17 protein-coding genes are annotated in these 23,386 nt (G+C 74.7%); 6 read left to right on the forward strand and 11 right to left on the reverse strand.

The annotated features are described in order from the left end of the window. Together ABD254_RS10955 and ABD254_RS10960 are read left to right on the forward strand one after the other, a co-directional pair. A partial coding sequence (locus tag ABD254_RS10955) for a phosphoenolpyruvate carboxylase (protein ID WP_344248386.1) occupies positions 1-2,329 on the forward strand: 2,329 nt, incomplete at its 5' end. Between the two features lie 60 nt (positions 2,330-2,389). Next, positions 2,390-3,097 carry a VOC family protein gene (locus tag ABD254_RS10960; protein WP_344248387.1) on the forward strand — a complete coding sequence of 236 codons (708 nt, stop codon included), beginning with the start codon at positions 2,390-2,392 and terminating at the stop codon, positions 3,095-3,097. A gap of 32 nt (positions 3,098-3,129) precedes the next feature. Here the strand turns inward: ABD254_RS10960 and ABD254_RS10965 are convergent, their stop codons facing one another. From ABD254_RS10965 to ABD254_RS11000, 8 genes are all read right to left on the reverse strand, one after another. After that, the gene (locus ABD254_RS10965) at positions 3,130-4,107 is read right to left on the reverse strand and encodes a 5'-3' exonuclease (RefSeq protein WP_344248541.1); all 978 of its coding nucleotides are present in this window, start codon (positions 4,105-4,107) and stop codon (positions 3,130-3,132) included. A 40-nt stretch (positions 4,108-4,147) separates the two neighbouring features. Then, the gene (locus ABD254_RS10970; RefSeq protein ID WP_344248388.1) at positions 4,148-4,552 is read right to left on the reverse strand and encodes a fluoride efflux transporter FluC; all 405 of its coding nucleotides are present in this window, start codon (positions 4,550-4,552) and stop codon (positions 4,148-4,150) included. After that, positions 4,549-4,989 (reverse strand): fluoride efflux transporter FluC, encoded by a 441-nt coding sequence (locus tag ABD254_RS10975; protein ID WP_344248389.1) that lies wholly within the window; start codon positions 4,987-4,989, stop codon positions 4,549-4,551. Before ABD254_RS10975 ends, ABD254_RS10970 begins: the two co-directional genes overlap by 4 nt. Then, positions 4,986-5,144 carry a hypothetical protein gene (locus ABD254_RS10980; RefSeq protein WP_344248390.1) on the reverse strand — a complete coding sequence of 53 codons (159 nt, stop codon included), beginning with the start codon at positions 5,142-5,144 and terminating at the stop codon, positions 4,986-4,988. The genes ABD254_RS10975 and ABD254_RS10980 overlap by 4 nt, the downstream gene beginning before the upstream one ends. An 81-nt stretch (positions 5,145-5,225) precedes the next feature. Further along, positions 5,226-6,269 (reverse strand): sigma-70 family RNA polymerase sigma factor, encoded by a 1,044-nt coding sequence (locus ABD254_RS10985; protein WP_344248391.1) that lies wholly within the window; start codon positions 6,267-6,269, stop codon positions 5,226-5,228. 62 nt (positions 6,270-6,331) lie between these two features. After that, complete coding sequence (locus ABD254_RS10990) at positions 6,332-8,677, reverse strand: SpoIIE family protein phosphatase (RefSeq protein WP_344248392.1); 2,346 nt, start codon at positions 8,675-8,677, stop codon at positions 6,332-6,334. Positions 8,678-8,779: 102 nt separating this feature from the next. Continuing rightward, positions 8,780-11,737: a helix-turn-helix transcriptional regulator gene (locus ABD254_RS10995; RefSeq protein WP_344248393.1), complete on the reverse strand. Its 2,958-nt coding sequence runs from the start codon at positions 11,735-11,737 to the stop codon at positions 8,780-8,782. A gap of 124 nt (positions 11,738-11,861) precedes the next feature. After that, positions 11,862-12,233 carry a hypothetical protein gene (locus ABD254_RS11000; protein ID WP_344248394.1) on the reverse strand — a complete coding sequence of 124 codons (372 nt, stop codon included), beginning with the start codon at positions 12,231-12,233 and terminating at the stop codon, positions 11,862-11,864. Between the two features lie 341 nt (positions 12,234-12,574). Between ABD254_RS11000 and ABD254_RS11005 the strand changes: the two genes are divergently transcribed. Next, positions 12,575-13,276, forward strand: coding sequence for a hypothetical protein (locus tag ABD254_RS11005; RefSeq protein ID WP_344248395.1), 702 nt, complete (start codon positions 12,575-12,577; stop codon positions 13,274-13,276). Between the two features lie 94 nt (positions 13,277-13,370). Further along, positions 13,371-14,618, forward strand: coding sequence for a MalY/PatB family protein (locus ABD254_RS11010; protein ID WP_344248396.1), 1,248 nt, complete (start codon positions 13,371-13,373; stop codon positions 14,616-14,618). A gap of 135 nt (positions 14,619-14,753) precedes the next feature. Here ABD254_RS11010 and ABD254_RS11015 read toward each other — a convergent pair whose 3' ends face one another. Further along, complete coding sequence (locus tag ABD254_RS11015) at positions 14,754-15,485, reverse strand: M15 family metallopeptidase (RefSeq protein WP_344248397.1); 732 nt, start codon at positions 15,483-15,485, stop codon at positions 14,754-14,756. Between the two features lie 80 nt (positions 15,486-15,565). Here ABD254_RS11015 and ABD254_RS11020 point away from each other — a divergent pair, with 80 nt between their 5' ends. Together ABD254_RS11020 and ABD254_RS11025 are read left to right on the forward strand one after the other, a co-directional pair. Next, a complete protein-coding gene (locus tag ABD254_RS11020) occupies positions 15,566-17,560 on the forward strand; it encodes a penicillin-binding transpeptidase domain-containing protein (RefSeq protein ID WP_344248398.1) in 1,995 nt (664 codons plus the stop codon). Positions 17,561-17,780: 220 nt separating this feature from the next. Next, a complete protein-coding gene (locus tag ABD254_RS11025; protein WP_344248399.1) occupies positions 17,781-20,171 on the forward strand; it encodes a galactose-binding domain-containing protein in 2,391 nt (796 codons plus the stop codon). 67 nt (positions 20,172-20,238) lie between these two features. Here the strand turns inward: ABD254_RS11025 and ABD254_RS11030 are convergent, their stop codons facing one another. Both ABD254_RS11030 and ABD254_RS11035 read right to left on the reverse strand, forming a co-directional pair. Further along, complete coding sequence (locus ABD254_RS11030) at positions 20,239-21,492, reverse strand: amidohydrolase (RefSeq protein ID WP_344248400.1); 1,254 nt, start codon at positions 21,490-21,492, stop codon at positions 20,239-20,241. A 185-nt stretch (positions 21,493-21,677) separates the two neighbouring features. Continuing rightward, the coding region (locus tag ABD254_RS11035; RefSeq protein ID WP_344248401.1) for an NAD(+) synthase at positions 21,678-23,386 on the reverse strand (1,709 nt) is incomplete at its 5' end.

The raw sequence follows: 23,386 nt of genomic DNA on the forward strand, positions 1-23,386 counted from the left end.
CCAGCTCGCGGAGGAGGTCGGCCGGGACGAGGCGCTGCGCCGCCTCGCCGAGATCGAGTTCCGGCCGGTCCTCACGGCGCACCCCACGGAGGCGCGCCGGCGTGCCGTGTCGGGCGCGGTGCGCCGCATCTCGGCGCTGCTCGCCGAGCGCGACGTGACCCGTCCCGGCGGCACCACCCTCGCGGAGAACGAGCGCCGGCTCGTCGCCGAGATCGACACCATGTGGCGCACGTCGCCCATCCGCGCGAAGAAGCCGTCCGTGATCGACGAGGTCAAGACGGCGATGGGCGTCTTCGACGCGACGATGTTCGACACCTTCCCCGAGGTGTACCGGCGCCTCGACGACTGGCTGCTCGACGGCGACGCGGGCCGCACCACGCCCGTCGCGCGGCCGTTCGTCTACCTCGGCTCCTGGATCGGGGGCGACCGCGACGGCAACCCGAACGTCACCGCGGAGGTGACCCGGCAGGCCGCGACCCTCGCCGCCGAGCACGCGCTCAGCGCGCTGGAGACCGCGACGCGCGAGACCGGCCGCAAGCTCACTCTCGACGAGGCCGGCACCCCGGCGTCGCCCGACCTCAGGGCGCTGTGGCAGCGGATGCGCCAGCTCTCCGACGAGCTGGTCGCGCAGGCCGCCGCCGACTCGCCGAACGAGCCCCACCGTGCCGCGGTGCTCGCGATCGCCGGCCGGGTGGCCGCGACCCGCCGCCGGGACGCCGACCTCGCCTACCGGGAGCCGGAGGAGCTCGTCGCGGACCTGGAGGTCGTGCAGGCCTCGCTCGTCGCCGCGGGCGCGCCTCGCGCCGCGTACGGCGACCTGCAGAAGCTCGTCTGGCAGGTGCAGACCTTCGGCTTCCACCTCGCCGAGCTCGAGGTGCGCCAGCACTCGCAGGTGCACGCCGCCGCCCTCACCGAGATCGACGAGAAGGGCGTCCACGGCGACCTGTCCGACCGGACCCGCGAGGTGCTCGACACCTACCGGGCCCTGGGGGCGGTGCAGAAGCGGTTCGGCATCCGTGCCGCGCGCCGCTACATCGTGTCGTTCACCCAGGCGCCCGAGCACCTGGCCGCCGTCTACCGGCTCGCAGAGCTCGCGTTCGACGGCACCCAGGACGCGCCGGTCATCGACGCCATCCCGCTGTTCGAGACCTTCGACGACCTGGAGAACTCGGTCGACATCCTCGAGGCGATGCTGGAGTTCCCCGAGGTGCAGCGCCGCCTCGCGGAGAACGACCGCCGCGTCGAGGTCATGCTCGGCTACTCCGACTCGTCCAAGGACGTCGGCCCGGTCGCCGCGACCCTCGCGCTGCACAAGGCGCAGTCGCGGATCGCCGAGTGGGCGCAGCGCCACGACATCACGCTCACCCAGTTCCACGGCCGCGGCGGCTCGCTCGGCCGCGGCGGCGGCCCGGCCAACCGCGCGGTGCTCGCGCAGCCGCCGCACTCCGTCGACGGCCGCTTCAAGCTGACCGAGCAGGGCGAGGTCATCCTCGCCCGCTACGGCGACCCGACGATCGCCGCCCGGCACATCGAGCAGGTCGCCGCGGCGACACTGCTCGCCTCCGCCCCGACGGTGGAGAAGCGCAACGCCGAGGCGCGGGAGCGGTTCGCGCCGCTGGCCGGCGCCCTCGACGAGACGTCGCGCGCCGCCTTCCACGGCCTGGTGAGGTCGGAGGGCTTCCCGCAGTGGTTCGCGCAGGTGACGCCGCTGGAGGAGGTCGGCCTGCTGCCGATCGGCTCCCGCCCGGCCAAGCGCGGCCTGTCGGTCAACTCGCTGGACGACCTGCGGGCCATCCCCTGGGTGTTCTCGTGGTCGCAGGCCCGCATCAACCTCGCCGGCTGGTTCGGGCTCGGCACGGCGCTGCGGTCGCGCGGCGAGGAGCCGGGCGGGCTCGAGGAGCTGCAGGCCGCCTACCGCGAGTGGCCGCTGTTCACCACGCTGCTCGACACCGTCGAGATGGGTCTTGCGAAGACGCAGGAGGACATCGCCGGCCAGTACCTGGCGCTCGGCGACCGCGACGACCTCGCGCAGCTCGTGCTCGGCGAGCTGCGGCTCACCCGCGAGTGGGTGCTCCGCGTGACCGGCAACGCGTGGCCGCTCGCGAACCGGCGCGTGCTCGGACGCGCGGTCCAGCTGCGCTCCCCGTACGTCGACGCGCTGTCCCTGCTGCAGGTGCGGGCGCTGCGCGCGCTGCGCAGCAAGGGCGTCAGCGAGGGCCTCACCGTCGACGACGGTGAGTGGGTGGACGGCGGCGACAAGGACCGCTGGCAGCACCTGCTGCTGCTCACCGTGAACGGCGTCTCCGCGGGCCTGCAGAACACGGGCTGACCCGTGGCGCGGACGACCCGCATGGTCGGGCCGTCGGCGCCGGTGCGTACGCTGCGGCCCATGAGTCTGGTGACCTTCAAGGACCTGTGCGTCGACGCCACGGACGCGGCGGCGCTGGGGGCGTTCTGGGCCCGCACGCTGGGGCTGCGGGCCGAGCCGCTGGACGGCGGCGACGTCGTGCTCCGCGACCCCGGCCCCGCGCCGGTGCGGGAGCGGACGATCTGGGTCAACACCGTGCCCGAGGCGAGGACGGTCAAGCACCGCGTGCACCCCGACGTGCGGGCACGGTCGCTCGACGAGTTCCCGGACCGGCCGCGCCTGACCGAGCCCGGTCGGTTCCACTACACGACGCTGGCCGACCCCGAGGGCGGCGAGCTCTGCGTCTTCACGACCGACGAACCGCAGTCGTACCGGCTCAAGGACGTCGTCGTCGACTGTGCGGACTACCGGAAGGTCGCCGCGTTCTGGCACGAGGCGCTGGGTGGCACGCTCACCCAGGACGACGCCGAGGGTTACGCCTACCTGGACGAGGGCGCGGGCGTCCCGTTCGAGTCGTTCGACTTCGTGCCCGTCCCGGAGCCGAAGACGGTCAAGAACCGCTGGCACTGGGACGTCACGCTCAACGACGGCGTCACGCTCGACGACCTCGTCGCCCGCGGGGCGCGGGTGCTGCGACCGCAGGACGACGAGATCGGCTGGACCGTCATGGCCGACCCCGAGGGCAACGAGTTCTGCGTCTTCCCGCTCGTTGAACCGCTCGTCGGTTGAGCTCGTCGAAACCACGAGAGGTTTCGACAGGCTCAACCAGCGAGGGCCGCCAGCACGCGGTCGACGCTCGACCGGATGCCCCAGCGCGCGGCGAGCGCGTCCAGCGCGTCCGGGGCGGCGGGCTCGCGGGGCAGCGCGTCGTCCAGCTCGGGAACCGGGGCGTCGCGTGCGACCTGCACGACGACGGGCGCGACGTCCAGGTAGTCCGCCGCCGCTTCCAGCTTGGTGCGCTGGGTCGGGCTGAGGCCGGGCGCGCCGGACCGGGCCGCCGCCCGGATCGCGTCGAGGTCGCCGAACGCGTCGATGAGCTTCGCCGCCGTCTTCTCGCCGATGCCGGCGACCCCGGGCAGCCCGTCGGACGGGTCGCCGCGCAGGATCGCCATGTCGGCGTAGGCCGCGCCGGTGGGCACGCCGTACTTCTCCGCGAGCCGCGCCTGGTCGACGACGTCGGGGTCGCGGATGCCGCGCGCCGGGTACAGCACGCGCACGCCGGCGGCGTCGTCGACGAGCTGGAAGAGGTCCCGGTCGCCCGTGACGATGTCGACCCCGGCTCCCGGGACGACCCCGGCGACACCCGCCAGCGGCATGCTCGCCGCTGCCGCGGCGGCCGAGCGCTCGACCTCGCGCGCCGTGAGCGTGCCGATGACGTCGTCGGCCTCGAAGCCCGGCGCGCCCACGCGCGCGATGCCGAGCGCGGCCAGGACGTCGACGATCACCGGGACTTGCGGCGTGAGCGCGTCGGGCACCTCCTCGACGTCGGGCTCGCCGGACGGCGTGGCCCGAGCGACACGATGCCCCTTGTAGCTCGCGATGGCCTCGACGCGGAACGCCGGCCGCCAGTCGTCGTCCCAGCAGGCGACGACCCGGTCGGGCCGGTGCTCCGTGACGAGGAACGCGATCATGTCGAGCAGCCCTCGCACCGCGTTGACGGGCCGGCCGTCGGGGGAGCGGAGCGAGTCGGGCAGGCCGTAGAAGGCGCGGAAGTACAGGCTCGCGGAGTCCAGCAGCATCAGGCTCACCGGGTCAGCGTGCCACAGCCCTCGGACGGTGTCAGAGCACGCGCGCCAGCCCGGCACCGGCCGCGATCCCCAGGGCGGCGGCCGCGACCGTGAGCGCCATCGTGCCCAGGGCGTTCGCGAGCGCGAGCCGCCACCGGTCCGAGCGGGCCAGGCGGACGGTCTCCACCATCGCCGTGGAGAACGTCGTGTAGCCGCCGCAGAACCCGGTCGCGATCCCCAGCCTCCACGGTTCCAGCGCCGGCGGGTCCCCCGCCGCGAGCAGGAGTCCCGTGACGAGCCCGACCAGCAGCGAGCCGGACACGTTCACGGTCACCGTGGCCCAGGGAAAGGCGCCGCCGGGCGCCCGGGCCCGTACCGCGCCGTCCAGGACGAAGCGGGCGCCGGCGCCGAGCCCGCCGGCGACGGCCACGACCAGCACCGCGACGAGGCCGGTCACCGATCCCCCCGGCGCCGGGCCCCCAGCAGGACGCCGACCACGCAGACGCCCGCGCCGAGCACGAGGGTTCCGGCCGCGTACGCCAGCGCCTGGGCCGCCGCACCGCCCGTGAGCAGCCGTTCGGTCTCCAGCGCGAGGGAGGAGAAGGTGGTGAAGCCTCCGAGCACGCCCGTCCCCACGGCGAGGCGGACCCGAAGGCCTGCCGGCGTCTCGGGCCCGCGCGACGCGAGCGCCTCGAGCAGCCAGCCCAGGAGGAAGGCGCCGAGCAGGTTGGCCGTGAACGTCGCGACGGGCCAGCCCGCCACCGGCGGCCACGCCTCGGACAGCCCGTACCGCCCGGCGGTGCCGACCGCGCCCCCCGCGGCGACGAGCGCGACCAGGCCGGGGCGTCGGTGGGCTGGCCTCCGCCGGGCCGCGGGACGCCGGTCGGTCGTCACGAGGTGGGGCCCGCGGGCGGACGCTCGGCGGGAAGGACGACGACGGGGCGGACGCACAGCAGGTCCGAGCCGAGCATGGCCGCCAGCTCGGCGGCGCGGCGCGGGACGCCGGGGCGGAAGCCGTGCGCGACCCCCACCAGCACCGGACCAGGCATGGCCACATCGTAGGCAGCCGTCATCCGGCGTGCCGTGCGCCGCGGTCGTGCGGTGCGCGAGGTCCTGGACGGGCGTCGCGCTCAGCTGGCGGGCAGGCGGTCGGGTAGCCCGAACCGCGGGAACCAGGACGCGGTGTCGAGAAACGTGGTGATGCCGGTGATCCTCCCGCGCCCGTCGTCCTCCAGGACGGCGAGGCCCCACGGGGACCAGCCGCCGGTGGGGTCGAGCCGGTACTGCGCGTACGCCATCGAGCCGTTGGCCCGCACCGGCACGCAGCGCGACCCGCGGCAGCCGGCGCCTGGGCCGACCATCCAGCGCACGACCTCGGACCGGCCGTGCACCCACATGGTGTACGGCGGCATGTTGAGCACCGCGTCCGCGTGCAGCAGCTTGACCAGGGCGTCCATGTCGTATCGCTCGAACGCGTCGAGGTAGCGCTCGAGCAGCTGCTCGTCGACGGGGTTCCAGGACCCGTCCTGAGCCCCGTCGGCCCCGTCGGCCCCGTCGCCCGGGCGCCGCAGCGACTTGCTGCCGAGCGTGGCCCGCGCGCGCTGCAGGGCGCTGTTGACCGACGCGACGGTGGTGCCGAGCAGGGCGGCGACCTCCGCCGCCTGCCAGCGCAGCACCTCGCGCAGCACCAGCACGGCCCGCTGGCGCGGCGGCAGGTGCTGCAGCGCCGCGACGAACGCCAGCCGGATCGACTCGTGCCCCACCGCCATGTCGGCGGGGTCGCCCGAGCGCGGCAGGACGGCGTCGTCGGGCACCGGCTCGACCCACCGCTCCTCGGACAGCACGTCGCCGAAGTACTGCTCCTCCGCCGGCTGCGGCCCGCCCAGCCCCATCGGTCGCTCACGCCGCTTGCTGGAGCCCAGATGGTCGAAGCACACGTTGGTCGCGATCCGGTACAGCCAGGAGCGCAGCGACGAGCGTCCTTCGAAGCGGTCGTACGCCCGCCAGGCGCGCAGCATCGTCTCCTGCACGGCGTCGTCGGCCTCGAACGCGCCGCCGAGCATCCGGTAGCAGTAGCCCGTGAGCTCGCTGCGGAAGGGCTCGAGCAGCGCGCCGACGTCGTCGGTCGTCGCCTCCGGGCGTCTGAGCGTCTCGGCCTGCGCGGAACGTGTCACGCATCACACCGTACGACGTACCGCCGACACGCGGCAGACCCCGGGCGCGATCCCACCCGCCCTCAGCGCGGTTCGTCGCGGGGCAGCACGCGCTCGACCAGCGGGACGGTCCCCGAGGCGGGGGTGGGCGGCCGCTGGCGCACGCGCGGCACGGCGCCGGTCAGGGGCCGCGAGCCGCGGTCGATCTCGAACCACACGGTCTTGCCCTCCACGGCGCCGGAGTGGCGGCCCACGGCGTCGGACCCGTCGTGCCGCCGGACGCCCCACCGTGACGCGAGCCGGTCCAGGAAGAGCACGCCGCGCCCCGACAGGTCGTGCGGCGTGGGGGACTGCAGCTCGGGCTCGGCGGTGCTGCCGTCGCGCACGCCGACGCGCAGGCGCCGGCCGTCGACCTCGACGGTGGCGGTGATCGGCCCCTCCCCGTGCTCGAGGGCGTTGGTGAGGATCTCGGAGGTGAGCAGCATCGCGGTGCGGCGCTGCTCGTCGTCCACCTCGCACGACTCCAGCACGTCGTCGACCCACCGCCGCGACGGCCCGAGGTCGCTCAGGTCGTCGGAGGCGACGCGCCGCTCGGCGCGCGCCGGGCCGGCCGGGGACGGCGGTCCCGAGGGGGCGGGCACGCGCACCCGCACGGCCAGCACGGCCACGTCGTCGCGCTGGTCGTCGCCCACGAGGCCGCGCACGAGGGCGCGCGGCACCGCCGACGTCGCCTCCCCGCCCGCGCAGGTCAGCACGCGCTCGAGGTCGGCGAGGCGCTCGTCGCTCGGTACGCCGCGGCGCTCGACCAGCCCGTCCGTGTAGAGCACGAGGGTGTCGCCGGGCAGCAGCCGGGCCGTGCGGTCGGTCCGCACGGTGGCGGGCACGACGCCGAGCAGCAGGTCCGGGGTGTCGGCCAGCCGCTCGACGGTGCCGTCGCGACGCAGCACCATCGGCGGCGGGTGCCCGGCCACCGTCCAGGTCAGTGTGTACGCCCGCTCGGGCCTCTTGATCGCCCCGTCGCCGGTCCCGTCGCCCGTCCCCTCGCGGTCGCGCGGACCCCGTGGGGTCCCGGGCGGGGGCGGCGGGTCGCGGTCCAGGCGGGCGACGACGGCGGTCGCCATCGCGCGGGGCCCGAGGCGGGCGTTGGCCTTGTCCAGGCGGGTGAGCAGTCCGGCGGGGGACTCGTCGTGGCTCCACGCCAGGGCCCGCAGCATGGACCGCAGCTGGCCCATCTGCGCGGCCGCGTGCACGTCGTGGCCGACGACGTCGCCGATCATCACGATCGCCGTGCCGTCGTCGCGCACCACCGCGTCGTACCAGTCGCCGCCCACCTGGTCGGTGCGCGCGGCCGGGGTGTAGGTGGTCGCGATGTCGAGGTGCGCGACCGTCGGCGGCGCGGTGAGCATCGACTCCTGCAGGGTCGTCGCGACCCGCCGCCGGGCCTCCAGCAGCGCGACCCGCTCCAGGGCGAGGGCCACGTACCGGCTGATCGTCGACTCCAGCGCGGCGGTCTCGGAGTCGTGCTCCCGCGCGGTGTCCCAGACGCAGGCGATCACTCCCACGACGGTGCCGTTCGACGACACCGGCAGGAACGAGCGCGCGCCCTCGGAGACCGAGCCGACCGGCCCCATCTGCGGGTACGCCGCGACCATCTCCGCGTGGTCGCGGAAGCGCAGGGGGGTGCGGCTGCGCACGACGTGCGTGTCCGGCCGGGTGGCGTCGAGCCGGGTGCTGCGCATCTGCGTCGTGCCGGGCTCCTGGTGCCCGACCGTGAAGAACGTCAGGTGCCGCCGGTCGGCGTCGACCAGCGCCAACGACACCCAGCGCGCGCCCGTGCCGGTGCCGATGACGTGCGCGATGGCGTCCTCGACCTCGTCGAGGGTGGTGACCCGGGCGAACCGTTCGCTCAGCCCCAGCAGGAAGCGCGACCGGCGGTGCGCCCGGAACGCGACCTGCTCGGCGAGGCGGGCGCGTTCCCGCTCGGCCCGCAGCCGCAGCTCGCTGGAGCACGCCGCCGACAGGTCGGCGAGCGTCGCCAGGTCGACCTCGGTCCACGTGCGCCGCTCGGACGCGACCGCCCACAGGGCGCCCACGACGTCGCCCCGGCCGTCCTCGATCGGGTACCCGGCGTACGCGGCCGCGAGCAGGTCGTCGATGTAGTGGTGACCCTCGACGCGCGGGTCGTCGTCCGCGTCGTGCACGACGAACGGCGCGCGCGTGCGCGCCACGACGGCGGTGAGGGTCTTCGGCAGGACGATGCGGCGGCTGCGCTGCGCCTCGTCGGGGAAGCCCACCGCGCCGGGGAGGGTCTGGCCCTCCGGCGCGAGCATCACGACGGCGGCCGCGGGCACGCCCAGGTGCCGGTGCACGAGCCGCGCGATGCGGTCGAACACCTCGTCGGCGACAGGCTCCCCGGCGGCGGGGCCCACCGTCGCTCCGGCTACGGGACCGGGCGCTGAGACGGGCGCGGGACCGGGCAGGGAGCCGACGACCTGGGCTTCCGGCACCTCGCCAGTATGGACCCTGCCGTCTCAGACGCCGAGCAGCCCGCGCCGGTGCGCGACCGCCACCGCCTCCGCGCGGCCGGAGGCCCCCAGCTTGGCGAGCAGGTTGGACACGTGCACGCTGACCGTCTTGGTGGAGATGTACAGCTGCTCGCCGATCTGCCGGTTGCTCAGCCCCTGCGCGACCAGCGTGAGCACCTCCTCCTCGCGCTCGGTGAGCACCGACGAGGTGCGCCGTCCGCCGGGCAGGGACACCCGGGCGCGGCGCGCCCACGCGCCGATCGCCTCGACGAGCGGGCTCGCGCCCATCGCCGCGGCGTCCGTCATCGCCTCGGCCGCCTCGACCTCGGCGGCGGTGCCGTCCCCGGCGGCCCGCAGCGCCTGCGCCCAGCGGAAGCGGGAGCGCGCCACCTCGTACCGGTAGCCGAAGCCGAACTCGCGCACGGTGCGCTCCCAGACGGCGGGGTCGGCGGGCGTCCCGGTGACGGCGGCGCGTAGCCGGGCGTGCTCCGCGTCGGCCCGCAGGAGCCAGGCCCGACCCTCCGGGCCCAGGCGCCCGCCGCGCGGTCGCCCGCGCTCCGCGGTCTCGTGCGCGACGGCGCGCAGCACCTCGCCGCGGGCGAGCGCGTCCGCCCCGGCCGCCTCCGACGGGCGCGGCCCGGACTCGACGCCGTCCGCGAGCGCGGCCAGGGCCAGCGCGCAGATCCAGATGCGGCCCAGGAAGAACTCCGTCCACGCCTCCCCGAGGTGGCGGGCGACCTCCTCGGCGGCCGCGACCGCGTCGTCGTGGCGCCCGGCCCACGTCAGCGCGTCGGCGAGGGTGCCGCCGGCGATGAGTGCGACCTGACCGTCGCGCTCCCAGTGGGGGCGCAGCGCCTCGGCGCGCTCGACGGCGTCCCCGCCCGCCCGCGCGACCGCCGCGTAGAGCCGGTCCGCCTCGAGGTAGGGCACCATCGACACCGGCACGCCTGCCGGCAGGTCCTGCTCGGTCAGGTCTCCGGTGAAGTACGGCAGGATCTGCGCGAGCTCCAGCATCTCGATTCCGTACGTGGACCAGGCCAGGCCGGTGCTGCGGGCGCGGGCGACCCCCTCGGCGATGATCCGCCCGGCCTCGTCGAGCTCGCCGGCGTAGAACCGGGTGGCGGCCAGGTTGTACCAGGAGCGCAGCTCGGTGAACAGGTCGCCCGCGTCGGCGGCCCGTTCGCGGGCGGCGACGAGGAGGGTCGACGCGGCGTCGGGGTCGCCCACCTCGAGGACCGCGAGCGTGGTGAGCGCGTCGGCCTCGGCGTCCGGCGCCGCCGCCTGCCGCGCCGCCGCAGCCGCGCGGTCGGCGAAGCGGCGCGCGGCCGCGTCCTCGTCCACGTTGAGCTCGACGCGGGCGCGGACGGCGAGGGTCCAGGCGAGCTCGCGCGACGGCGGCTCGGCGGGCAGCACCTCGAGCGCGCGGGCGGTCTGCTCCCCGGCATCCTCGACCCGCTCGACGTCGAGGAGGTACCGGGCGAGGTGGTAGCGCAGGAGCGCCTGGCTCGCCGGGTCCCGGTGGGCGGCGTCGACCGCGCGCTCGGCGAGCTGTACCGCCCGCGTGGGCTGCCCGCTGTCGCTCGCGGCGCGGGCAGCGGACAGCAGGACCGTGCCGAGCCGGACGCCGTGGTCGTCGCCGTCGTCCGGGCCGCACTCCTCCAGGGGCAGCAGCGCCGCCGCGTCCGGGACCGACTCCCACAGGGACAGCACCTGCTCCAGGTGGCGCAGGGCCTCGGCCGGCGCCGGCAGCGCGGTGGCCCGGCGCGCCGCCTCGTACGACGCGGCGAGGGCGGTGGGCAGGTCGTGCGCCTGCAGCGCGTGGTGCGCGCGCACGGCGGCCGAGCCCAGGCGCGGGTCGTCGGCGAGGACGTCGAGGTAGGCGCGGTGCAGGGCGGTGCGCTCGCCCGGCAGCAGGTCGAGGTACACCGCCTCGGCGACGAGCGCGTGCCGGAACGCGAGCCGCGGGCCGTCGGCCTGGGCGCCCTCGACGGCGAGCACCTGGTGGGCGACCGCCTCGCGCAACGCGTCGTCGACGCGCCCCGCGTCGAGTCCGGGGAGGCGGGTCGCGGCCGTGCGCAGCAGCTCCTCGTCGACCTGCCGGCCGGCGACCGAGGCGAGCCGCACGAGCTGCTGCACCGTCGCGTCGAGGCGCTGCAGGCGGTCGTGCAGGACGTCGGTGAGGGTCCAGGGCAGGCCGGCGGACGGCACGCCGGCGTCGAGCAGCTCCTCGGCGAAGAACGCGTTGCCCTCCGAGCGGCGGCGCACCTCGTCGAACTCCCCGGCCGGCAGCGGGTCCCCGTGCAGGGCGGTGGTGAACTCGCGCAGCTCGCCGCTCGTGAAGGGCGCCAGGTCGACGCGCTCGACGGCCGGCTGCCGGTGCAGCTCCGCGAGCACCGGCCGCAGCGGGTGCTGCCGGTCGACGTCGTCGCTGCGATACGTGACGACGAGCAGCAGGTGCTCCGAGCGCAGCCGCGCGACGAGGAAGCGCAGAACGTCGCGGGTGGAGGGATCGGCCCAGTGCGCGTCCTCCAGGACGAGCACGAGCGGCGCGCCGGGACGGCCCGCGGCGGCGAGGCTGCCCGCGACGCCGTCGAGGAGCTGCAGGCGCTCCGCGTGGTCGGTGCTGGACCCGCTCGCCGGGTCGAGCAGGCGCGTCAGGGCCGGCCGCTCGGCGACCACCGTGGCCACGTCGGCGTCCGCGCGGAGCTCGCCGAGCGCCTCGGTGAACGGCAGGTACGGGATCCCCACCTCGCCGAGGTCGACGCAGTGCGCGGTGACGACGCGCGCCCCGGCCCCGAGCGCGACCTGGCCGAGGTGGGTCACGAGGCGCGTCTTGCCGACCCCCGCGTCCCCGCCGACCAGCAGCACACCGGGCTCGCCGGCCGCGGCGCGCTCGAGCGCGCGGCGGAAGCTGTCGACCTGCTCGCCGCGGGCGATCAGCGGGATCTGTGAGGAACGGCGCACCCCGTGATGGTCCCACCGCCCACCGACACGCGCCGGGCCGTCCGCCGGGCGTGACGGCCCGGCGGACGGCCCGGTGGACGGCCCGGAGGTGTCCGGGCGGGGCGTCATGCTTCGTGCGCCCATCTCACGCGGCCCGGCGGCCCGCGCCGTCCTGCGGACGCAGCGCGGACATGGCGTCCGCGATCTCCGCCGTCCGGCGCGTCACCTGCGCGTCCCACGCGGTCCGGTCGGTCCGCGCGGAGAAGGCGTCGAGCGTCGCGCCGAGGCGCTCGGCCGCATGCCGGGCTCGGGAGGTCGTGTCGGCGTCGCGCGCCGCGACGTCCGCCGCCTTTGCGTACCGGCGGGCGGCGAAGCCGTCGCGGACCCGCCGCTGCGTGGCCCGGGCCCAGCGCCCGAGGGCGGTCACGACCCGGGGTGTGCCCCGCTGGTAGGCCCTGGCCAGACGCTCCCGGCGGTACTCGTGCTCCGCCAGGATCGCCAGGTCGAAAACCGACATCTGGTCCATCGTCGTCCCCTTGCCGGCCGGGCGGTCCCGGCCACTCGTGCCGGCCACCGCCGGCTGTGCTCCTGATCTCGTGGTGACAACGTTCGTCCTGAGGCCCCGCCCGGCGGATCGGGCAGATGCCCTGTCTTCTCGGGCGGGGGGTACCTCAGACGGCCCGCGACCAGGGGCGGGACCCGTCTGAGGTACCTGGTCGGCCGCCCTGAGGCGGTCCCGGACGGGCGCGGGCGCCGGCCCGCGGGCCCCGGAGGAGGGCGAAGGTCGCGGCTATCCGTTGCGACGTGGGTCACACCGGTCGCACACTGGGGTGACCGGACCGATACGGGGGTGGACTCGTGGCTGGAACTGTCCTGGGCGCATTCGACGCCCTGCCGATGCTCGGACGTGGAAAGCACCGCAACCCCAAGAAGGGCGCGTGCTTCATGGAGCTGGCGTCGTTCCTGGCCGGCGAACGGTGGAGCGACCACCCGCAGTGCACGCACCCGCTGCTGGCGATGCTCGCGCGTGCGGTGAACGACCTGACCTCCGACGGTGCGCGCCCGCAGCTCGCCCCGCTGATCCCATCGGTCATCGGGCTGACGGACGACGACCCGCGCTGGGACGTGCGGATCGCACTGCGCGCCGCGCAGACGGCGCTGCCCGTGGCGCCCGCGGACCGGCAGCAGACGCTCGCCGTCGCGATCATCGGCGCCGAGCGGATGCTGGACTCGCTGGACGACCGGCCGGAGGGCACGCTCGCGCCCGAGAGCGCCGACGCCCTCGCCGCCGCGCCCAAGACCGCCCAGTGGGCGTACCGGTTCTGCGAGGGCACGCACGTGCGGCCCAAGCGGTTCGTGCGCGACGCGGCGCCGTCCGTCGTCTCGACGGCGGTGCAGGGCATCAGCGAGGCGTTCGTGCCCGACGTCGACGCGCGGCTGCGTGACCTGCTGCGCGCCACGATCGAGGACGCGCGCCGCTGGGCCGGGCGTGACGAGGACCGTCCGCTGCTGCGCGCGGAGGAGTGGGCACCGGTGGTGAAGCCCGCCGCCTCGGTCTGACCGACCCTGACCGACCCCGACGGCCGGGCCGGCCGGGACCCGACGGTCCCGGCCGGCTCGGCCGTGCGCGGTCGAACTCTGGTAGACCGGTGCCGTGACCGCTACCGAGCGCGACGCCGTCGCCCCTCCCGTGCCCGCCGCCGTCGAGTGCCCGCTGGACGAGCCGACCCTCGACGACCTGCGTCGTCGCACGTCCGTGAAGTGGCGCGCGTACCCGCCCGACGTGCTGCCGCTGTTCGTCGCGGAGATGGACACCCCCACGGCGCCGTTCGTCGCCGACGCCGTCGCGCGCGCCCTCGCCATCGGCGACACCGGCTACGACCTGGGCACCACCTATGCGGAGGCGCTCGCGCCGTTCGCCGAGCGGCGCTGGGGCTGGACCCCGGACGTCGCGTCGAGCCGCACGCTGCCCGACGTCATGGTGGCGATCAGCGAGGTGCTGCGGGTGCTCACCGCGCCCGGCGACGCGGTCGTCGTCACGCCGCCGGTGTACCCGCCGTTCTTCGCATTCCCCCGCAACGAGGGGCGGCACGTGCTCGAGGCGCCGCTGACGGCCGACGCGCGCCTCGACCTCGTCACCCTCGCCGACGCGTTCCAGCGGGCGACGTGCGGGGGCCCCGGCGGGGGGCCGGGGAGCGGCCGGCGCGCGGTCCTGCTGCTGTGCAACCCCCACAACCCGACCGGGACGGTCCACACGCGGGCGGAGCTGGAGGCCGTCCTGGCGCTCGCGGACCGCTACGGCGTGCGGGTCGTGGCGGACGAGATCCACGCGCCGTTCACGTTCGAGCGGGTCGCGGACGGCTCCGCCGCGTTCGTGCCGCTGCTGAGCGTGGCCGGCTCGGAGCGCGCGGTCGTCGTGCACTCGGCGTCGAAGGCGTTCAACCTCGCCGGGCTGCGGGCCGCCGTGGCCCTCGGTGGGCCGGGGGCGGCCGAGGACCTCCGCCGCATCCCCGAGCTCGCCGGGCACGCCGTCAACCACCTCGCGGTCCTCGCGCACGCCGCGGCGTACACGGAGGGGGACGCCTGGCTGGACGCGTTGCTGGGCGGCGTCGCGCGCAACCGCGCGCTCGCTACGCGGCTCCTCGCCGAGCACGCGCCCGCTGTGCGGGTGCAGGCCGCCGAGGCCACCTACCTCGCCTGGCTCGACGTGCGGGACGCGCTGCCCGACGGCGTCGCGGACGCCCAGGCGCACGGGCTCGTGCTGGAGCGCGCCCGCGTCGCGCTCGGCGACGGGGTCCCGTTCGGCAGCGGCGGCACCGGCCGGCTGCGGCTCAACCTCGCGACGTCGCCCGCGATCCTCGCCGACGGCGTCCGGCGCCTCGGGGCCGCCCTCGCGGGCTGAGCCGGTCGAACCGCCGGTCGAACCGCCGGTCGAACCGGCGGTCGAGCCTGTCGAGCCGCCGGTCGAGCCTGTCGAGCCGCCGGTCGAGCCTGTCGAGCCGCCGGTCGAGCCTGTCGAGACCAGGTTTCGACGAGCTCAGCCGGCGGGCTTCGCGTAGTCGGGGGCCGGGCCGGCGCCGGAGGCCTCCTCGAGCGTGGTCACGCCGGCGAGGTGCAGGTGCGACGCGAGCCCGACGCCGACGTACCGCAGGTGCCAGGCCTCGGCCGCATAGCCGGTGACCTCGCGGGCGCCGCGCGGGTACCGCACGACGAACCCGTACCGCCAGGCGTTCGCCTCGACCCAGCGGCTGGTGGCGGTGCTTGCGAACCGTGTGTACGGGGTCCCGGACTCGGTGACGTCCGCGGCGAGGCCGGTCTGGTGCTCGGAGAAGCCGCCGCGGGCGGAGAACGTGTCGGCCTCCTGCCGGCCGTGCGCCTCGACGTAGCGCCGGTACAGCCGCTGCTGGTAGTCGGCCGAACGGTAGCCGGAGACGAGGACCAGCTCGCGGCCGGTGGCGCGCTCGGAGGCGCGCGCCAGCCGCACCAGGGCCCGCGCCGCCACGGGCCGCAAGAGGTCGTTCCCACCGCTCGTCGCGACGTCGGGCCGCACCAACCGGGGCGGCACCCAGTCGCGCGGCGTGACGGGGTGCTCCTTGTTGACCAGCACCTGCACGTCGCCGGGATCCCACGACGCGCCGCGCGAGCCGACGCGGTCGATCAGCGGGCCGGGCACGGGGATCGCGGCGTGGGCCGCCGTGGTCGCGGGAGCTGCCGCCGCGGGCGCGACGGCCCCTGCCGTCGCCAGGATCGCCGAGGCGGCGGCCGTCACACAGATTCTGCGCAGCACGAGCACACGACATACCGGGGACACGGGTACCAGACTGCCAGTCAGCGGCTACGCTCGCCAAGGTGCGCCGACGGACCCGCCCCGCTCTCATCCTCCTGGCTTGCGCGTCCGCGGCACTGTTGCTCGCGGCGTGCTCGGGCCCCGACCGCCCGCCCGCGGACGACGTCGCCGAGGCCTTCGCGGGCGCGCTGCAGTCGCGCGACCTGTCCGACGTCCCGCTCCAGGCGGGCGGGTCGGTCGATCCCCAGACGCAGCTCGACGAGATCCTCGAGCCGCTCGTCGGCGCCACCGGCAAGGGGGAGCGCGCGGTCACGGTGTCCGAGATCGGCGACGTGGTCGAGGCCGACGACGCCGTGACGGTCCCCGTCTCGCTGGACTGGCGCTGGGAGGTCGCCCAGGGCACCACCTGGGAGTACTCCACGACGGCCGACCTGGCGTACGCACCGCCCGCGGACGGCGGCGACGACGAGGGGTCGTGGGAGGTCGTGTGGCGGCCGGACGTCCTCGTGCCCGACCTGGCGCCGGGCGAGCGGGTGGAGGTCGAGCGCCTCGAGCCCGACCGTGCCGACGTGCTCGACGTCGACGACGAGCCGCTGGTCACCGAGCGCAAGGTGTGGCACCTCGGCGTCGACAAGACCGCGGTCGAGGGGCTGGGGATCGAGTCGGCGGCGCGCGAGCTCGCCCAGCTGGTGGGCCTGGAGCCGAACGAGTTCTTCGCCCACGTGGACGCGCAGGGCGAGAAGGCGTTCGTCGAGGCCATCACCGTCCGCGACGTGAACCCGGGCGTGGACTTCGCCCTGGAGGACGCCCTGGAGATCCCCGGGGTCCTGGCCGTCGAGGACACCCTCGAGCTGGCGCCCTACGGCGACTTCGCCGCGCCGATCCTGGGGCGGTCCGGCGACGCCACCGCGGAGGTGATCAAGGAGTCCGACGGGCGCGTGCGCGAGGGCGACGTCGCCGGCCTGTCGGGGCTGCAGCGCCAGTACGACGCGCAGCTCGCCGGCACCTCGGGCGTCGTCGTGCGCGTGGTGCCGCCGGGCGGGTCGAGCGAGTCGCTCGACGGGTCCGAGGAGGGCGGCGGCGAGGCCGACGAGCCGCGCGAGGTGTTCCGCGTGGACGCCGTGGACGGCACCCCCGTGCGCACCACCCTGGACGTCGACCTCCAGACCCGCGCGGAGGACGTGCTGGACGACGTCGACCCCGCGAGCGCGATCGTCGCGGTCCGCCCGTCGACTGGCGCGGTCCTCGCGGCAGCGAGCGGGCCGGGCAGCGGGGGATGGTCGACGGCGACGCTCGGCCAGTACCCGCCCGGCTCGACGTTCAAGATCGTGGACGCGCTCGCGTTCCAGCGCGCGGGCCTCACCCCCGACTCGACGGTGGAGTGCACGGACACGATCACGGTGGACGGGCGCGTGTTCTCCAACGTGCCCGGCTACCCGACCTCGGCCCTCGGGGACGTGCCGCTGAGCAGCGCGTTCGCGCACTCCTGCAACACGGCGATGATCGCGCAGCGCGACGCCGTGGCGCAGTCGGACCTGGCGTCCGCGGCCGCCGGCCTGGGGCTGGTCGACGACGAGGCGGCCACGACGTCGATGGGGGTGGCCGCGTTCCTCGGGAGCGTGCCGGCCGAGGCGGACGGGACCGAGCACGCGGCGTCGATGATCGGCCAGGGCAAGGTGCAGGCGTCGCCGCTCGGCATGGCGACCGTCGCGGCGAGCGTCGTCGCCGGGGAGCCGGTGGCGCCCGTGCTGGTGCGCTCGGACGAGGAGGCCGAGGCGTCCGAGGGCGCGAAGGGCGCCGTCACGGGCGACGAGGCGGCGGTGCTGCGCGACCTCATGCGCGGCGTCGTCACCGACGGCAGCGGCGACGTCCTGCAGGACGTCCCCGGCGTCGTCGGGGCCAAGACCGGCACCGCCCAGTACGGCGACGGGTCGAAGCAGCACGTGTGGATGGTGGCGATCAAGGACGACCTCGCCGTCGCGGTCTTCGTCGAGGACGGCCACCGCGGTTCCGACACCGCCGGCCCGCTGATGCACGACTTCCTCTCCGGCCTCTGAACGGCAGACCGAGCGAGACCGGCGGCGGTCAGCGCCCGCCGTGGCCTCTGCGGGACGGCACGCCCGCCACGAGGCCGCCGTCGATGACGAACTCGGAGCCGGTCGAGTCGCTCGACTCGTCGCGCACGCACCACGACTACGAGGTCGATGGTGCGCTGCGGTGGCGGTCGCGCATGACCTGGGCGAGGCTGGTGCCGCCCCACCGAGTTCGAAGCGGAAGATGCCCGACGCATATCGCTCGGCGGCGATTTCGTCCCGAAAGGACAAGTGCATGGTGACCAGGCCAGTCCATTTCGGGCCCTCGAGGCGATTTCAGGTCGCGGCGGCTGTCACGGCGATCACCCTTGCCGCTACGTCGTTCGCCGGCGCGCGGGTCGCGGCCGCACAGGCTGTCCCGCTGGTGGTGTCCGTGGCGCCCGGGGGAACGGGGTCGACGTGCGACCAGGCCCAGCCTTGTTCGCTGGCGACGGGGCAACAGAAGGTGCGCGACCAGGTTGCCGGAGGGCTCGATCGCGAGGTCGTGATCGAGCTCGCGGAGGGTACGTACGCGGTGAGCGAGGCGATCGTGCTCGATGACCGCGACAGTGGAACCCCCGAGTTCCCGGTCACCTGGCGGGCCGCGGCAGGCGCATCACCGGTGCTGGACGGCGGCGTGGCGGTGACGGGCTGGAGTCGGGTGGCCCCGGGCAGCGATCTCTGGCGGGGTCGGGCCGCCGACGGTGGCAAGGTGCGCCAGCTGTTCGTCGACGGGGCGCGCGCCCAACGTGCGTCGGGTGTGCGGTGCGAACCGGCCGCTTGCACCGTCACCGATATGGGCATCACCGGCCCGGGTGTCCAGGGGATGCTGAGCTGGGCGCGGCCGAGCGATCTCGAGGTGTCGATCAAGGTCAGGTGGCGCAACTTCAGGTGCGGCGTGGACCGGGTATCCGGAAGCACCCTGGTGATGGAGCAGCCGTGCTGGCTCAACAGCTCCTCCGACACGGGGCGGTTCGACCCGAGGTGGCACGTGGCGGCGGTCGACTCTGCCAACTACCGTGGCGTCTCTCTCTTCGAGAATGCCGTCGAGCTCATCGACGAGCCGGGCGAGTACGCGCACAACTCGGCCACCGGAGATGTGACCTACCTGGCCGAGCCCGGCCAGGACATGACCACCGTGGACGCGGTCACCCCGCGAACCGAGACGCTGCTGCGGCTGGCGGGGACCGTTGCCGAACCGGTGCACGACCTGGTGATCGACGGGATCGGATTCGAACATGCAGCGTTCCTCCAGCCCGACACCACGGACGGCTACGCGGGGACGCAGGCCGGGTTCACGCTGACCGGGGCCACCGGCCCCCTGTCGGACGTGGCCGGACGCTACTTCACGAAACCGGCGGCCGCCGTGCGGGTAGAGACGGGGCGCGACATCACAGTGACCAACGGCGAGTTCCGCCATCTGGGTGGTGCAGGAATACGCCTGGAGCAAGGCACCCAACGCTCGGCCGTCACGGGATCACGGTTCACCGACCTGTCCGGCGGAGCGATCTACACCGGAGACACCGAACCGAACCCGACGGCGTCCCTCGAGTCCCGGGACAACACCTACGAGCGGAACACGATCTCGAACATCGGGACGGAGTTCACCGACGCGGTCGCGATCTGGGGCGGCTACGAGTCCACGACATCCATCTCGCACAACACGATCGAGGAGGTTCCCTACAGCGGGATCTCGTTGGGGTGGGGCTGGAACGCACCCGGAGCCCGCAGCCCGTTCAGCCGCGACAACCGGATCGAGTCGAACCGCATCATCGACACGATGATGCCATGGGCGGAGCAGATCGATGGCGGCTCGATCTACACCCAGGCGCCTCAGCCGGGAACCATGATCGCTGAGAACTACATCCACAAGACGACCGGTAACGGCGTCTACCTCGACGAGCAAAGCTCCTACATCCGTGTCGAACGCAACGTCGTCACTGGCATGTCGGCTCCGACCTGGCTGTCGAACTGGGCGAGCTACGGCATCCAGAACGTCGCGACGGGGAACTGGAGCAGTGCCAACTACCGTGCGATGAACGGCACCGGCAGCGTCCAGTACGACAACCACGAGTCGCTGACTTCTCTGCCCGCCGAAGCCGTCACCGTGGCGGGCGCCGCGGGCGCGGCGCCGCCGGGGGTGGTCTATCCGATCCCGCAGAACGTTGCACTCGGCAAGCAGGCAACACAGTCCTCGACATACGCGCTCGCCAACGGCACCCCGTACCCGGCGGGCAACGCCGTCGACGGCAACACCACGAACTTCGCGCACACGGCCGCAGGCGATGCGCAGCCCTGGTGGCAGGTCGACCTGGGCTCGTCGGCCGACGTGGACGCGATCAGGCTGTGGAACCGCTCGGACTGCTGCCAGGACCGCTTGCAGGGCGTCTACGTGTTCGTGTCGGACCAGCCGTTCACCTCCGAGAACCCGACCCAGACAGCGAGCCAGCCGGGAGTGTGGTCGACGTTCCTCACGGGGCGTGCGGCCCGTCCGAGTGTCGTCGACGTCAGTGCTCACGGACGGTACGTCCGGGTTCAGCTGGCATCCACGACCGCGATGCTGAACGTCGCCGAGGTGCAGATTCTCGGAACGTGACGCTCCAGCCCCTCGTGACGTTCTCTCTCGGGGTGTACCGCCGCTTCTGCGACCTCTAGACCGGGCCTCAGGCCGTGAAGCGCTCCGCCCGCTCGCGCACGCGGCCGGCGCCGCGACCGCCGTCGGCGTCCGCGTCCCAGGTGTAGACCTCGGTGCCGGTGACGAAGACGTGCTCGGCGCGCGACGTGACGTCCAGCGGGTCGCCCGACCAGACGACGACGTCGCCGTCCAGCCCGGGGGCGAGCGCGCCGACGCGGTCGTCCAGGCCGAGGAACGACGCCGGGTTCACGGTGAGCGCCTCCAGCGCGACCTGCGGGTCCAGGCCCTCCTTCACCGCGAACGACGCCTGGTGCACGAGGAAGTTGATCGGCACCACGGGGTGGTCGGTCGTGATGGCGACGCGCACGCCCGCGTCGGCGAGCCGGGCGAGGTTCGCGATCGCGCGGTTCCGCAGCTCGACCTTGGAGCGCGACGTGAGTATCGGCCCGAAGATCACCGGCACGTCGCGCTCGGCGAGGACGTCCGCGATCGCGGCGCCGTCGGTGCCGTGGTTGACGACGAGCCGGTAGCCGAACTCGTCGGCCAGCCGGATCGCGGTGGCGATGTCGTCCGCGCGGTGCGTGTGCTGGTCCCAGGCGAGCTCGCCGTCGAGCACCCGCGCCAGGGTCTCCTTGGCGAGGTCGCGCGCGAACGGCTCGCCCTTCTCCCCGGCCGCCGCCCGCGCCGCCGCGTAGTGCTGCGCCTCGAGGAACGCCTGGCGGATGACGGCGGCGACGCCGAGCCGGGTGGACGGCGTCTTCTTCTGCTCGCCGTACACGCGCTTGGGGTTCTCGCCGAGGGCCGACTTCACGGACACCGCCTCGGCGATGACCTGCTCGTCGACCGTGCGCCCGCCCCACGTCTTGATTGCGACGGTCTGCCCGCCGATCGGGTTGGCGGAGCCCGGCTTCACGACGACCGACGTCACGCCGCCTGCCAGCGCGTCGCGGAACCCCTCGTCCTCGATGTTGATCGCGTCGAGCGCGCGCAGGTGCGCGCCGACCGGGTCGGTCTTCTCGTTGGTGTCGTCGCCGGCCCAGCCCTCGGCCTCCTCGTGGATGCCGACGTGGCCGTGCGACTCGACGAAGCCCGGCAGCACCCACCGCCCACCCGCGTCGACGGTGCGCACGCCGTCCGGCACGACGACGTCGGTGCCCACGGCGGTGATGACGCCGTCGACGACGAGGACGGTGCCGTCGTCGAGCGGGCGGCCGTCCACCGGGACGACGTAGCCGCCTCTGATCGCGACGGACGAGCGGGCGGTGCGGATCGAAGAGGTCATGGGACCCATCCTGGCCCCGTCGGGCCACGACCTGCGGATCATCGCGGCAGTTTCGGATCCGATCGGCAGTTCGAGCTGCCGGTCCGATCCGAAGCTGCCGCGCGGACGAACGGCTACCAGGTCACCATCCACGGCGTAGGCGCGCTCCCGCCCGCAGGGCCGTCTGGAGCAGCCGCCGCGGGGCGTCACTCGTGCGGGACGTTCGCCTCCAGCTCGGCGAGCCAGGCGGCCGCGGACGCGTCGGACGGCATTCGCCAGTCCCCGCGCGGCGACATCGTGCCGCCGGGGGAGACCTTGGGCCCGTTCGGCAGCGCGGACCGCTTGAACTGCGACGAGAAGAACCGGCGGAAGAACACGACCTCCCACCTCCGGATGGTCGCCAGGTCGTAGGCGGACCGCTCGTCGTGCGGGAAGTTCGGCGGCCAGTCGCCCGCCTCGGCGTCGCGCCACGCGTGCCACGCGAGGAACGCGATCTTGGACGGCCGCAGCCCGTGCCGCAGGGTCCAGAAGAGCGTGAAGTCCTGCAACGCGTACGGGCCCACCATGGCCTCGGTCGACTGCGGCGCCTCGCCCTCGCCGGCGGGCACGAGCTCGGGCGAGATCTCCTGCACGAGGATCTCGCGCAGCACGTCGTTGGTCGGCTCCTCGAACTGCCCGGAGTCCGCGACCCAGCGGATGAGGTGCTGGATCAGCGTCTTCGGCACACCCGTGTTCACGGCGTAGTGCGACATCTGGTCGCCCACGCCGTAGGTGCACCAGCCGAGCGCCAGCTCGGACAGGTCGCCGGTGCCGAGCACGATGCCGCCGCGGTGGTTCGCGAGCCGGAACAGGTAGTCCGTGCGCAGGCCCGCCTGCACGTTCTCGAACGTGACGTCGTAGACCTTCTCGCCCGCGCCGAACGGGTGGTCGAGGTCGCGCAGCATCTGCTCCGCGGCGGGGCGGATGTCGAGCTCCTCGAACCGTACGCCGAGCGACGTCGCGAGGCGGGTGGCGCGCTCCTTGGTCTCCGGCGACGTCGCGAAGCCGGGCATGGTGATCGCGTGGATGTCCGTGCGCGGCCGGCCGAGGCGGTCCATCGCGCGGGCCGCGACGATCAGCGCGTGCGTCGAGTCCAGCCCGCCCGAGACGCCGATGACGACCTTCGGCTGCCCGATGGCGCGCAGCCGCTGCTCCAGGCCGGAGACCTGGATGCTGTACGCCTCGTAGCAGTCCTGGGCCAGCCGCGCCGGGTCGTCCGGGACGAACGGGAACCGGTCCACCTTGCGCCGCAGGCCGACGTCGCCCGACGGCGGGTCGACGGTCCAGGGCACGGTGCGGAACGTCTCGGTCCGGGCGGCCAGGGTGCGGCGGTTGTCGTCGAAGGTGCCCTGCCGCAGCCGCTCCTGCCGGAGGCGGTCGAGGTCGACGTCGGCCACCGACCGCCGGGCGCCGTCGGGGAAGCGCTCGGTCTCGGCGAGCACGTCGCCGGCCTCGTAGATCATCGTCTGGCCGTCCCAGGACAGGTCCGTCGACGACTCGCCCTGCGCCGCCGCGTACGCGTAGGCGGCGAGGCAACGCGAGCTCGCCGAGCGCACCATGAGCCGGCGGTCCTCCGCGCGGGCCACCGTGATCGGGCTCGCGGACAGGTTGAGCAGCACCGTCGCACCCGCGAGCGCCGCCTCCGCCGACGGCGGCACGGGCACCCACATGTCCTCGCACACCTCGACGTGCACGGCCAGTCCCGCGACGTCGTCCGCGCGGAAGATCAGGTCCGGGCCGAACGGCACCGGCCCGTCGTCGCCGAACGGCAGCGTGACGACCTGCCCGCGGCGGTGGTCGCCCGGCGCGAACCAGCGCTTCTCGTAGAACTCCCGGTAGTTCGGCAGGTACGACTTGGGCGCGACGCCGAGCACCC

The sequence above is a fragment of the Isoptericola hypogeus genome (assembly GCF_039531145.1).
GTDB classification, from domain to species: Bacteria; Actinomycetota; Actinomycetes; order Actinomycetales; family Cellulomonadaceae; genus Isoptericola; species Isoptericola hypogeus.